Raw genomic sequence first — 11,556 nt, 5'->3', positions numbered from 1 at the left:
CAAGAGCTTGCTGGATCAGGGCTGGGAGGCCCACACCGCAAGGCGAGATCCGCTTGGAGCACGAGGCCGAGACCCGCCGCATGCAGCCCCCGAAAGGACAACGCACCAAACTGTCCGTGAACCGGCAGAGGACGTCCCAGTCCTTCTTCGGCGCCCTCTCGCTGACCAGCAAAAAAGTCACGCCGTACCCGATCGAGGGGAACCGGAACACCTGGCAGACGATCCTCGCGCTGGAACGACTCCAACGCGAAACCGAGGCCGGCAAGATCGCGGTCGTCCTGGACGACGCCCGATCCCACCATGCGAAAGCGTTGACCGGCCTCCACGAGCCGGGCCGGCTGCTGGAGCGCATCACGCCGATCCATCCGCCGCCGTACGCGCCCGACCACAACCCGGCCGGGCACGTCTGGAACGCGGCCAAGAACAACATCGCGACCATTCAGCACGAGACCCCCGAAGAAACCCTCGGCGCGTTCGCCTCATACATCGCCGGCCGAACATTCGACTACGACTTCGAGCACCTCCCACCCCGCGAAACCAGAAACGATTTTGTTTCATGACGGCCATACTTCACTCCACTCATACACTGCTATTCGGACAGTCTCGAGCATCGATGCTGATGCCCTGGTGTCTCGAGACGAGCGTTGGCTGCTTTTCAATATCAGGGTGAATTTGGGAGGCCGCTCAGAAATGGAACTGCTGTTTTCAAGACAAGGGGTAGCCACGGGGTGAATGGTCCGATGGCTCGCTCGTCAAGGGTCCACCAGAATACCTCCTCTACTTCGCGCGGGTTGGGTTTCAATGAGTTGTGATCCTGACATACTCCGATGAGGACGTGATCGTACTCCCATTCCACGGCCCCACTCTCCGGATCTTGTGTCCAATACACGAAGCGACCAACCTCATGTAGTGCTGGTGAATGTAGACCGAGCTCTTCTTCTAGGCGCGTGGCGGCGTCGGTGAGAAGTAGTTCCTGGGAGCGTGGATGTCCACAACAAGTATTCGCCAAATACCCTGGCCAATGCTCTTTTGATGATGCTCGCCGTTGCAGGCAAACTCGACCGCTACAATCGGTCAGCATGATACTGAAAGCTCGATGCAAAGCACCCGGTCTCGTGTGCGCCTTTGCTGCGCTGATGTGCCCGAGGCTAATTCCGTCCTGAGTTACGAGCTCGACATCCCCGTCAAGGCCGTGGGCGCGCCGTAGGGGTATAATTTCATTATTCTGGCGCATGGGTCATCGCTTACGTGTATTCATTGTTTGTTGCTCAAGATCAGTGCCAACTCGAAGATGAATTGGCTTGTGTAGGCCATAAGCATTCCAGGGCCCCAGTAACGTTGTTTTCTGTGAAGTAAAGTCATCGTGCCTGTGAGACTCATCACAAGACTCAAAGTCATCCACCCAAAGACCGACACGCTGGCGCGTACCAGGATGAGATAAGTGTAGCCAAGACTGGTCGCTACTAGTTGGCCGAAACACGAGACCTTCACAGCTAAGTTCCGTCCCCAGTGGATGGGGAGAGTCACCAGTCCTGACTTCTGATCTCCTGGGATGTCGCTGAGGTCCTTGAGTATGATTCCCGACCCGAAGAACAACCCGATCGACACAGCGCACAGAATCAGCCGGGATGTCACCAACCCATGGCCAAGTCCACCGACGAGAACCAGCAACATGGGACCTACAGTGAGAAGGAGTTGACGGCCGAAACCGGCCATCCCCAGGTTAGGATGTAAGCAGTACACCAGATGCATTACCTCAATCAGACACAGGATTCCCACTACGAGGAGGCCTCGAGCGGGAGCGAGGGTGATCAAGAGAAGAAGCAGGGAGATGACGACGGGAGCGATCACCAAACCCATCACATAGTGTCTGAGGCTGAGGTCACCTCTTGTCAGAGGCCTGTTCGGATGGTTGACCTTGTCCCGTTCCAGATCGAAGACATCGTTGAGGGCTGATACCCCTCCCATGTAGAAGAACCCCACACACGCTGCGACGAGCCAGTCCATCGGAGCTGGTCGTGACTGTCCCGCGGTCGTGGCGCCGACCAGTACGGGCAACACGATCGCTGGTTGAACGTGCGGTTTCCAAGCGCGGAGCACGCCAAGGGTGAGGGGTGGGGTAGACGCGACGTGTTGACCCGACATGCTCACTCCTTGAGCTGTGTCCTCGCCACCCAAGGTCCGGTCATCATACTCGTGTCCGTGGGTCGTTGAAGGCGAAACGCGATGTTGGTCCCGCGACCCGGGTGCTAATTACGTGACTAGTATACCTTTTTGTCTAGCTGGAAAGCTCGAGGATGGCACCAATGTCCAGAGATGTCTGTACCTTGGTGCAACTTCCGGATGTCTGAATGAGTCAAAGGTTTAGCCTTGCTGGTATCGAATGAGGTTGTGCTGTCCTGTACAAGTGTTCGAGTGAGGAAGGCTGAGGGGGGAATCCGTGACTCGACCGGTTAGGTTTATCTTATCCTTTGTCTTGACTTTCATTCTGTTCTTCTTGGTTCTTCCGAGTTTAGTTGTTCTGGCCTACATGGGGTGCGATCTCTTTATCGACCTTCGCATCATCCCGACTCCTTGGAGCTACTTGACTGCAGCTGCGGCCTTTATCTTCGGATGGTGGTGGATGATTTGGTCAAATCTTCATATATTTGGACGTGGACAGGGCACCTCGTTGGAAGTTGCTGGGCGGGTCAATAATCCGACGCGTCACTTGGTTCTAACTGGTCCGTATGTTTATTCTCGTAACCCAATGGCTTTTGGCTTCGTTGTAGCTTATGTTCTGGGCTTGGGGTTACTTCTGCACACTGTGTGGTGCTTGGTTTTGACGCCATTGTCGTTCCTCTTCTTGCGCCTCTATTTGGCGTATTGGGAAGAGAAGGGTTTGGTGCGACGTTTCGGTGAAGAGTACTTGGACTACCGTAGCTCGGTCCCGGCGTTTGTTCCTCGCCCTTGGCGGCGTTTGGCTGCTGAAGAGTCTGTGACAAGCCGTTTGGGGGGCGGAGGTGCCCGCCAATGATGAGACAGGTGCGCGCTCTTGTGGCGTTCGTCGTCATCACCTACCTGTTCTTCATGGTGATACCGATGGTGGTTCTTGCGCTGGTCGATAACCTCCGACGAGTCGTTGGTGGTCCGGTATGGCCAGGATGTCCTTTCAATTACCTCGGAGCCATAGCGGCCTTGGTGTTCGGTGGGTACTGGGTTGTGGAATCGAATCTTCTCCTGCTGAAGGTTGGCCGAGGAACCTCCCTCGAGGTTGCGGGTAGGGCCTTGGCTCCGACGACGACGTTAGTCAGATCGGGCGTCTACTCCCGCGTGAGGAATCCGATGGTGTTCGGATACTTCACTGCTTTCGGCCTGGGCATCCCGCTGTTGCAGCAGACGCTCATTGGCTTGGTGGTGTATCCGATCTTCTTGGTCTTGTACGGGTTGTATCTGAAAATCTGGGAAGAAAAGAATCTGGTCCTGCGTTTCGGTGATGATTACGAGGCGTATTGCCGAGAAGTACCCATGCTCATCCCTGCTCTTCGTTCACGAAGCTCGTCGAAGGAGGTCCGTTCATGAACCGTGGCTTGTGGGGGCTGCTGTTGTTTATCTCGTGGTTGGGGTCCATCCTGTTGACCGTCGCCTGTTGGCCGGTCATAGCACATTTGGATGTAGTCATATTTGATGCATGGGTGTGGTTTGTCATGCTGTTTTGCCTCAATTGGCTGGCGATCAATGTCATCTTGACGTTCTTCTTCGTGCGAGGTGTTCCTACGTTCGTTCTCGCTGACCCTAGCTCAACGGTGAATGATGTCTAATATGGCCGCAATTACAGGAGTCGGGGCTGTGGGGCCTGGATTTGCTGATGTACTAGGTCGGACGCGCCCGTATTATCAACTTGAGCGCTTGAGCAATCTCGATCAATTGCCCCAGGAAGGTTTTCTCGTCGTCGCCGTACCTGTCTTAGTGGGCGAGGCGACTGCTGCTTGGTCTCGTGTCTTCGCCTTAGTTCCTCGTTCCATTCCCCAGCATTGAGGAGGTCTCATGTCAGTCCACTTACAGCGTTCGATCGACATACAAGCTCCCCTCGGTTTTGTTTTCGAGCAATCCAATCAATTGGACCAATGGCCGCAGATGATTCCCGAGTACCTCTCGGTCGAGGTTATACGCTGTGAAGGTCACAAGGTTTGGTTTCGGTTGACCAATGCGAATGAGGACTCGTGGGTGTCATGGAGGATGTTCGCGCCGCCGGTGTTGGCGTATGCGGAGCGCCTCGATCCGATGGGCCCGTTCGAATTCAACCAGATCACGTGGACATATGCTCCGACGCCGGGGGGAATGACGATCATGACTTGGGATATGTTCTTCAGTTTGAAGGAAGAGATACGTGTGCAGGAACAGATATGGGCTGAACGCATGGCTGAACATGTCGAGGCAAACCAAGCGCATATGAAGCTGTGGCTGGAGGCTCGGGCACCAGTTTCTTGGTCGCCGGAACTTTTGATAAGAGCTGAGGACCATGTCTGATAGTCAACCCAGTGCCCTGATAACCGGGGCAGGTTCAGGAATCGGCAGGGCAGCAGCGGATCTGTTCGCGGAGCGCGGGTACGCTGTGGCGCTGTTGGATCGGGACCCCGTTGGTCTACAGGAAACCGCAGGTCGTATCAACGCTCTCGGGGGTCGCGTTCTGTCTCTGGAGACTGACGTTGCCTCGTGGTCAGGGGTGGGGGAGGCGGTTTCAGCGACAGTGAATGCACTTGGGGGGATCGACTGTGCCTTCAACAATGCTGGCGTGGCGGGGCAGGGCGAGTGCGATCTTCACGATGTCACCGAGCAGGACTTTGACGAGGTCATGGACATCAACCTCAAAGGTACGTGGATATGCATGAAGCAAGAGCTCGCGGTCATGGTGCGACAGGGGTATGGGAGCATAGTCAACGGTGCCTCAGTTGCTTCATTCGTCGGGTTCGACAAGCTAAGTGCCTACACAGCGAGTAAACACGGAATCATTGGGCTCACGAAGAGTGCAGCTCTGGAATACGCCTCAACTGGAATCAGAATCAACGCCGTGTGTCCTGGCGTCGTGGACACGCCGTTCACGACTCACTTCACGGGTGGAGACGCCACCGCCGAGCAACGCTTCAGAGATGTCGAGCCGATGAATCGCTTTGCCCAGCCATCGGAGGTGGCGCACGCTGTGATCTGGCTCTGTTCGCGAGAGGCGTCCTTCGTCACCGGAACATCCCTGATGGTGGACGGGGGATTGACATCACGATGACAACTATCGGTTCCATCGCTGCGGTCACGCATCCCTCTCAACGTAGGGACATCTTAGCTCGCGTCGAGCGAGTCATCTCCGTAAGGCTTTGCGAACAGTCAGAAGTTTGGGGCGATCTTGATTCGGAGGCGAGCTTACCCATTGAATTGGTTTCACGCCTCTTCAAAGCCGGCGGAAAGCGTATTCGACCAACTCTGGCCATATCGACCTACCTGAGCCTAGGCGGTGATCCGGACCGGCATGAACTGGTGGAGTTGGCTGCAGCTTTAGAATTGCTTCATTGTTTCGCGCTTCTCCAAGACGATGTGATGGATGAGTGTGATGTGCGCAGGGGATACCCCACCGGTCACCGGGTAGCCACGGAGCATCATCTCGACGCGAAATGGTGTGGCGAGTCTGAGCGTTTCGGTGAGAGTGTTGCCATCCTCGCTGGTGATCTGGCGATGGTATATGCGGATTCCTTCATGGTGCACCAACCGATGATGGTCCGGAAGCACTGGGGAGAGATGCGGACAGCCATGATCATTGGTCAGCATCTTGATCTTGTTCTAGCTGCGCGGCCTACTTCGTCTCCCGAGTCCATTCGGACTATCGCTCGCCTGAAGTCTGGGCAGTATTCAGTGGAATACCCGATGATGCTCGGTGCGGCCTTGGCAACCGGAAAGCAGATCCCAAATTTCCTTTCTCAGTATTCTCGTTTATTGGGCGAGGCTTTTCAACTCCGCGACGACCTCATCGGGGCCTTCGGGGACACTCAACGCACTGGCAAGCCATCCGGCTTGGACCAAGAGCAGGGGAAACTCAACCTGTTGGCAACATTGGGGGGATCCAGATCGTCGGTGTGCGATGGTTGTATGAGCCTGTCCGATGAAGTTCGCATGTTGGGTGAGATGCGCATTGCCGACCTCGTCGTTGCTGCCGTGGGAACATTGGGGCGTGGCGAACTGGTCGTTCAATGGCAGGAGGAGTTTGCGCGTTTGGCTCGCGACATTGCCGTGCGTGATCATTGAACACCTGATGAGTAGAGGAGCAAGATGAAATCACTAACGCTCGAGGAGCTGAGGATCCTCATGGCTGGCGTCTTGGATGACCCTGTAGACCTGCCGTCGGGGTTTGATTCCATACCATTTACGGACTTGGGGTATGACTCATTGGCAATGATGGCGATGAGTGCCATGCTCATGGAACGTTATGGCATCGATGTTCCCAGAAATGTCTTGCGTGCATTGCGCACCCCCGCGGACCTGTTGGAATGCATCAATGATGGTTTCTGTTCAAGTGGGCGGGTGGTGTGATGGCTGCGGCAGCGGAGGTCATTGAACTCTCCAAGAAGTTCCGGGGCACCACGGTGGTTGACCAAGTGTCCTTCACCGTGGAGACTGGATCAGTTCTTGCCCTGCTCGGTCCTAACGGAGCGGGCAAGTCGACTACTGTGTCAATGGTGTGCGGGCTTCTGCGGTCCGATGGCGGCCATGCTCGTGTTCTCGGTGACGATGTGGTATCGGACCCCAAGAAAATCCACTCACACGTTGGCGTGATGTTTCAAGACACAATCGTGTACGAAGATCTCACCGCCGATGAGAATCTTCGCCTGTTCGGTGGACTGCATGGCCTCCGTGGGAAGCGGCTACGGGACCGTATCTCTTCGGTACTGGAGCTGGTGCAACTCACAGATCACAGGAAAAGGCGTGTGTCCACCTATTCGGGTGGGATGAAGCGGCGTCTCGCGATGGCCGTCGTCTTACTTCATGAGCCTCCGATGCTCGTACTCGATGAACCGACATTGGGGATCGATGTGCAGGCTCGCAATGCGATCTGGGAACGGATACTGACTTTGCGAGAGGATGGCCATGCCATCTTGTTGTGCACTAACTACATGGAAGAGGTGGATCGTCTTGCGGACCATGTTGTGATCCTCGATCATGGTCGTGTCGTGGTGAACGAGCCGATGGAGAAGGTGAGGGCACGTGCTGGAGGTGTTGCGGTTCGCCTCAGCATGGGGCAAGTCCCCCCGTCAAATCTGCTGGAGGGACTCCAGGACATGCGATGGGAGACCTCTGACCAACACGTGGTGTTGTCTTTCCGGCTACCACAAGGAGCCGCAGACCTGCCTCGGTTGCTGTCCACGATCGAGGGTCACACTTCAATCCTCGGTATTGAGATGCATGAGCCCACGATGAGCGACGTGTTCCTCGCGATCACGGGCCGGGAACTGCGTGATTAGGAGACTGACGATGGTATTTATTCTAAGGAAAGACCTGCTGGCCTGGTTCCGGTCGTTGCGCAGCGTTCTAGTGTCGGTGTTGGTCCCGGCTGCGCTCCTGCTCTTCGCGGCATTGGCTGGTACGGTTGGTCAGCAGTTCACTGTGGCTGTCGTGGATGAGCAACCACAGGAGGTGCAGGACGTCGCTTTTGACTCCCCATTCCTGAACGGTCTGGCCTTGAAGCGAGCGGAGGCGGAGCGGAAAGTGGATGAGGGCTCGCTGGCTGGGCTTGTTGACAGCAGCGGAAACATGGCAATCCTGCGCGTCACAGCGCGCGGAGATGAAGATCTACGTCGCAATCTTATCATGCGTCAGGAGGGACTCGTTTTCGACCTCAACAGCCATCATCTTGCCGAGAGTGGAGAATCTCGTCTGGATCTCGAAACAACCGGGGTTACTCGAAAATCAATCAGTGACATGACCTATCTTGCCACAGGAATCATCGTCTTCACAGCCCTCTTTGGTGGAATGGCGAACACCTCGTATGTGTCTGCTCGCGAGTGGGAAGAATCGACTATCAAGTCACTGTTGGTCACTCCGCAGCCGCTGCTGGGGGTGGTCTTCGCCAAGCTCGTCACCGGTGCAGTCCAGACGATCGTTTCGGTCGCTGTGATCACCCTACTGAGTGTCCTGTTCCTGGATGTGTCGCCGGAGGGTAATCTTCTCACCATTGCTGCGGTCCTCCTGCTGACGGTGGTTGCATCATGCGGCCTCGGGCTCCTTCTGGGGGTCGTGATGCGTCGATCAGTACCGGCGATGATGGGCAGCATTCTCGTAGCGATTTCTCTGTGGTTCGTCGGTGGAGGATTCGGGCCAGTGTCGTTCTACAGGGAAGATTTACAGGCCATTGCGTGGAAGTTGCCTTCAACATATGCAATTGCTGCAGTCGAACGATTGGTGAACATGCCCGGCCCAAGTACGGTGTTCGATCATGATCTCGAGGTGGTGTGGTTGGCTGCTTCCGTATCCTTCCTTGTGTTCATGATCCTGACTATTGCGGTGGTCAGGCGCAGTCCTGTGGGAGGGGGCGTGTCATGAGAGCTGCGATGGCGGTGCTTGAGGCGGAGTTGAGAGTGGCTGCGCGTCGGCCGTTCGAGATGGTGCTAGCGTTGGCCGCTCCGGTCATCATTCTGGTGCTAGCGTCTTTTCTATTCAGTCCGGGCGGGCGTGACATTCCGATCGCGGTCGTTCCTCAGGGCACTTCTGGTATCGAGACGCAGCGTATCCAGCGTGCTCTCGAATCCCGTGAGGGTGTGCCGATGTATCTTCATGTCGTTACAAATGATGAAGCAGAAGCTAGGAATCTTTTGTCCGCTGGACGGGTGTTCGGCGTGATCGAACTTCCATCTAGTTTTGAGGAACAGGTTGCTCAAGGGGAATCTGTGGAAGTGCGCTTGACAACATACAATGCAATGGCGGATGTTGACAAAAACGTTCGACTGAGCGTGATGCGCGCCCTCAACGCGTATTCCCGAGACACCTATCATGCTCCGTTCACTGTGAGGGTTGTTTCGAAGGATGGCTCGGTCGTGTCACGTACTGGATTCTTGGCGTCCGGATCAATCATCTACGGTATTGTTTTTGCTGGCGTTCTGTTCGGTGGTGTGGCAACTGCGCGTCAGTGGGAGATGAGGACGATCAAAGGTCTCAGGGTGGCCCCGGTGTCCGGTATTCTGATCGGTACTGGATTTCTTCTGGCCAATGCTATTCGGTCGATCGTGATCGGCATGATCATGGTTGTCGTGGCTGTGACATGCACCGATTTCTCGCTCCCGGAAGAGAAGTGGATGATGGCGGCTGTTCTGATGCTTACGTCATTCTTTGCAACGGCGATCGGGATGCTGGTGGGAACATTGACACGACGCTTCTATGCCACTTTACCCGTGGCCGGAATCACAGCCATCCTGCTGTGGTTCCTTAGTGGTGGTTTCCAAGACTTGGTGGCAGTGCGGGGTACATTCCTCTTTGCACTGTCAAGGGTGTTGCCGACGTCATACGCGTTCGATGTCTTGCGGGGCTCCAATCTGGAGGAATCAGTGCTCCTAGCCTGCGTCGGTGTTCTCGCCGTGATGACGGTGGGTGTTGTAGCGATGAGCCTTGCTGTCTTGCATAGATCACTCTCCCGAATGGGCAGGAGGGGCGTTGAGTCTTGATGATGTGGACCGGGCCATCGTCTCGGCTACTGAATGGGTGCTCGCTCATCAAGCAGACGATGGGCACTGGGATGGAAATCTGAGCTCGGACACGACGGTGACTGCTTGGCTTGCCTATGGGCTTCATTTGTGGGGTGATGAGACCGCGCAGGATGCTCTGGACTGGCTGTGCCGGACTCGGAATCCTGATGGAGGCTGGGGAGGAGCGGCGGGGGAGCCCTCACACCGGGATGTCACTCAACTCGTCCATTCGGTTCTTGGGGCGTGTGGCAGGGAAGTCCAGAGCGCCCCGGCACAGGTCGACGATGGCGAGGTCCTCGGAATGGCGCGCGTGATGCGTGCCTTCGTCCGCGATGATTCTGCACTTCTGTCTGACCGCTCGCCTGCCATGATGAGGAGGCTGGGGTACATCGGTGTTCTTGCACCGCCACTTCTGGCACGCATACCTATCGTGCCCGACATTTACACGAGTTCATCGTGGTTTCAACCATGGCTTTCGCAGGGATGACCTCTGATGTCGGGGGGAGGTTCATCATGCGGAAGGCCAGTCGTCTGCTCAGTTCGATGTGGGATCGTCAAGGCAGATGGTTCATGCCGGGCCTTTCACTGGCCGCACTGGCGAAGTATGGCGAGGGGTTCGATCCGGTGGTCGTTCGACGTGCTAGGTCCTGGGCGCATGAAAGACAGAACCTCGATGGAGGATGGTCATGGTGCCCCGAAGGGCAGTTCTTGGACACCGCGCTAACCGTAGGCTGCTTGGGTGATCTGGCTGGTCAGCAAGTGCAGACGAGTATCAGCAGGGCCGCGACGTGGATACGCGCACGGCGCTCGCCCGAGCGCGGATGGGGACAACACATCGCGGCTCCTCCGGATGCAGACGACACCGGTGCTGCAGTCCTCGCCTTGGTGGCAGCAGGCAGCGATGGGAACGACACTGACGTGTGTGATGCGTTGGACTTCTTGTGTCGAAGTCAGAACCGCAACGGCTCATGGGGTTATCCGCGTCATGTAGGGGCCAACCTGTCCGAGGACACTGCCGCTGCAACGGCAGCACTGATGATTTCTTCGACACAGCGGCATCGCTCCGCGGCGCAGCGGGGCATCGCTTGGCTGCTCAACCACCAACAACCCGACGGCTCGTGGGCGACCCGGTGGTACGTACAGCCTCAGATTGCTTGCTGGAGGGTGGTGCGGGCATTCCGTGCCGCCGGGATGAACCCCGATGCTGGTCCCTTAGTAGGAGTCCGCATCTTCCAAGCGCAGCTGGCATGATTGCCAGTTGACGTCGTCGATAACCTCTGAGCAGGCCGCATACACGCTGTTGGCGCTCGGGGAACTTGAGACTCCCCGCGCTCGTCCGCTGATCGAGGCGTTCCGGTGGCTGGTCGACAATCAGAAGAAGGATGGAAGCTGGCCGCTTGCCACGACCGGGCTTCATGGGCGACGTGGAGGGAGCGTGGCGAGCTGGATACACCGATCGGATGTGGACCAATGCCCATGCGTTGTAGGCGCTCGTACGTCATCGAAGCCGCTTGGGGTGAGCTGCCGCAGCGCTCTGGAGTGCTTGGTGTTTTTCGGACAGTGGGAAAATGATCGTGTGATAAAGTTATGGCCGTCATGAAACAAGATCGTTTCTGGTTTCGTGGGGTGGGGGTGTTCGGAGTCGTGGTCGACGGTGCGGCCGGTGATGTGTGAGGCGGACGCGCTGAAGGTCTCTTCGGGGGTCTCGTGCTGAATGGTCGCGATGTTGCTCTTGGCCGTGTTCCGGACGTGCCCGGCCGGGTTGTGGTCGGGCGCGTACGGCGGCGGATGGATCGGTGTGATGCGTTCCAGCAGCCGGCCGGGCCCGTGGAGGCCGGTCAACGCTTTCGCGTGGTGG

Annotated in this window: 14 protein-coding genes and 1 pseudogene; 12 read left to right on the top strand and 3 right to left on the bottom strand. The window is 56.8% G+C overall.

What is annotated here, in order from left to right; translation table 11 throughout:
- The coding region (locus K336_RS16300; RefSeq protein ID WP_211223506.1) for a transposase at positions 1-560 on the top strand (560 nt) is incomplete at its 5' end.
- Positions 561-661: 101 nt separating this feature from the next.
- Here K336_RS16300 and idi read toward each other — a convergent pair.
- Both idi and K336_RS0111815 read right to left on the bottom strand, forming a co-directional pair.
- Positions 662-1,234, bottom strand: coding sequence for an isopentenyl-diphosphate Delta-isomerase (idi, locus tag K336_RS20250; RefSeq protein WP_081660824.1), 573 nt, complete (start codon positions 1,232-1,234; stop codon positions 662-664).
- 20 nt (positions 1,235-1,254) lie between these two features.
- Positions 1,255-2,145 carry a UbiA family prenyltransferase gene (locus tag K336_RS0111815; protein WP_081660823.1) on the bottom strand — a complete coding sequence of 297 codons (891 nt, stop codon included), beginning with the start codon at positions 2,143-2,145 and terminating at the stop codon, positions 1,255-1,257.
- Positions 2,146-2,476: 331 nt separating this feature from the next.
- On the opposite strand from K336_RS0111815, the gene K336_RS18035 reads away from it, so the two are divergent.
- The 11 genes from K336_RS18035 (at position 2,477) to K336_RS20240 (ending at position 10,949) form a co-directional block, all read left to right on the top strand.
- Positions 2,477-3,016, top strand: a complete 540-nt coding sequence (locus K336_RS18035) for a methyltransferase family protein (protein ID WP_155945098.1) — start codon at positions 2,477-2,479, stop codon at positions 3,014-3,016.
- The gene (locus K336_RS18030) at positions 3,013-3,561 is read left to right on the top strand and encodes a methyltransferase family protein (protein WP_081660822.1); all 549 of its coding nucleotides are present in this window, start codon (positions 3,013-3,015) and stop codon (positions 3,559-3,561) included. Before K336_RS18035 ends, K336_RS18030 begins: the two co-directional genes overlap by 4 nt.
- A gap of 465 nt (positions 3,562-4,026) precedes the next feature.
- A complete protein-coding gene (locus tag K336_RS0111800) occupies positions 4,027-4,509 on the top strand; it encodes an SRPBCC family protein (RefSeq protein ID WP_021797331.1) in 483 nt (160 codons plus the stop codon).
- Positions 4,502-5,260, top strand: coding sequence for an SDR family NAD(P)-dependent oxidoreductase (locus K336_RS18025; protein ID WP_043121262.1), 759 nt, complete (start codon positions 4,502-4,504; stop codon positions 5,258-5,260). Before K336_RS0111800 ends, K336_RS18025 begins: the two co-directional genes overlap by 8 nt.
- Complete coding sequence (locus K336_RS18020) at positions 5,257-6,270, top strand: polyprenyl synthetase family protein (RefSeq protein ID WP_081660821.1); 1,014 nt, start codon at positions 5,257-5,259, stop codon at positions 6,268-6,270. Before K336_RS18025 ends, K336_RS18020 begins: the two co-directional genes overlap by 4 nt.
- 24 nt (positions 6,271-6,294) lie before the next feature.
- On the top strand, positions 6,295-6,555 hold the full coding sequence (locus K336_RS0111785) for a phosphopantetheine-binding protein (RefSeq protein WP_028707141.1): 261 nt from the start codon (positions 6,295-6,297) through the stop codon (positions 6,553-6,555).
- The gene (locus K336_RS18015; protein ID WP_043151010.1) at positions 6,555-7,484 is read left to right on the top strand and encodes an ABC transporter ATP-binding protein; all 930 of its coding nucleotides are present in this window, start codon (positions 6,555-6,557) and stop codon (positions 7,482-7,484) included. The genes K336_RS0111785 and K336_RS18015 overlap by 1 nt, the downstream gene beginning before the upstream one ends.
- A gap of 10 nt (positions 7,485-7,494) precedes the next feature.
- Positions 7,495-8,562, top strand: a complete 1,068-nt coding sequence (locus K336_RS0111775; RefSeq protein ID WP_021797340.1) for an ABC transporter permease — start codon at positions 7,495-7,497, stop codon at positions 8,560-8,562.
- 8 nt (positions 8,563-8,570) lie between these two features.
- Positions 8,571-9,677 carry an ABC transporter permease gene (locus K336_RS18010; RefSeq protein WP_162142616.1) on the top strand — a complete coding sequence of 369 codons (1,107 nt, stop codon included), beginning with the start codon at positions 8,571-8,573 and terminating at the stop codon, positions 9,675-9,677.
- A 4-nt stretch (positions 9,678-9,681) separates the two neighbouring features.
- Positions 9,682-10,185: a prenyltransferase/squalene oxidase repeat-containing protein gene (locus K336_RS20245; RefSeq protein ID WP_226906103.1), complete on the top strand. Its 504-nt coding sequence runs from the start codon at positions 9,682-9,684 to the stop codon at positions 10,183-10,185.
- Positions 10,167-10,949 carry a prenyltransferase/squalene oxidase repeat-containing protein gene (locus K336_RS20240; protein WP_081660818.1) on the top strand — a complete coding sequence of 261 codons (783 nt, stop codon included), beginning with the start codon at positions 10,167-10,169 and terminating at the stop codon, positions 10,947-10,949. Before K336_RS20245 ends, K336_RS20240 begins: the two co-directional genes overlap by 19 nt.
- A 162-nt stretch (positions 10,950-11,111) precedes the next feature.
- On the opposite strand, the pseudogene K336_RS19430 reads toward K336_RS20240, so the two are convergent.
- A pseudogene (locus K336_RS19430) lies at positions 11,112-11,556 on the bottom strand (hypothetical protein); the annotation flags it as partial.

Source organism: Propionibacterium acidifaciens DSM 21887 (assembly GCF_000426605.1).
Taxonomy (GTDB): Bacteria; Actinomycetota; Actinomycetes; order Propionibacteriales; family Propionibacteriaceae; genus Propionibacterium; species Propionibacterium acidifaciens.
The sequence above is the reverse complement of the archived record's forward strand: the minus strand, read 5'-3'. Positions and strand labels throughout refer to the sequence as shown.

Bases quoted from the DNA above. Each gene is read 5' to 3' on its own strand.
- idi (WP_081660824.1), bottom strand. From the start codon at position 1,234: ATGCGCCAGAATAATGAAATTATACCCCTACGGCGCGCCCACGGCCTT.
- K336_RS0111815 (WP_081660823.1), bottom strand. From the start codon at position 2,145: ATGTCGGGTCAACACGTCGCGTCTACCCCACCCCTCACCCTTGGCGTG.
- K336_RS18030 (WP_081660822.1), top strand. From the start codon at position 3,013: ATGATGAGACAGGTGCGCGCTCTTGTGGCGTTCGTCGTCATCACCTAC.
- K336_RS0111800 (WP_021797331.1), top strand. From the start codon at position 4,027: ATGTCAGTCCACTTACAGCGTTCGATCGACATACAAGCTCCCCTCGGT.
- K336_RS18025 (WP_043121262.1), top strand. From the start codon at position 4,502: ATGTCTGATAGTCAACCCAGTGCCCTGATAACCGGGGCAGGTTCAGGA.
- K336_RS18020 (WP_081660821.1), top strand. From the start codon at position 5,257: ATGACAACTATCGGTTCCATCGCTGCGGTCACGCATCCCTCTCAACGT.
- K336_RS0111785 (WP_028707141.1), top strand. From the start codon at position 6,295: ATGAAATCACTAACGCTCGAGGAGCTGAGGATCCTCATGGCTGGCGTC.
- K336_RS18015 (WP_043151010.1), top strand. From the start codon at position 6,555: ATGGCTGCGGCAGCGGAGGTCATTGAACTCTCCAAGAAGTTCCGGGGC.
- K336_RS0111775 (WP_021797340.1), top strand. From the start codon at position 7,495: ATGGTATTTATTCTAAGGAAAGACCTGCTGGCCTGGTTCCGGTCGTTG.
- K336_RS18010 (WP_162142616.1), top strand. From the start codon at position 8,571: ATGGCGGTGCTTGAGGCGGAGTTGAGAGTGGCTGCGCGTCGGCCGTTC.
- K336_RS20240 (WP_081660818.1), top strand. From the start codon at position 10,167: ATGGCTTTCGCAGGGATGACCTCTGATGTCGGGGGGAGGTTCATCATG.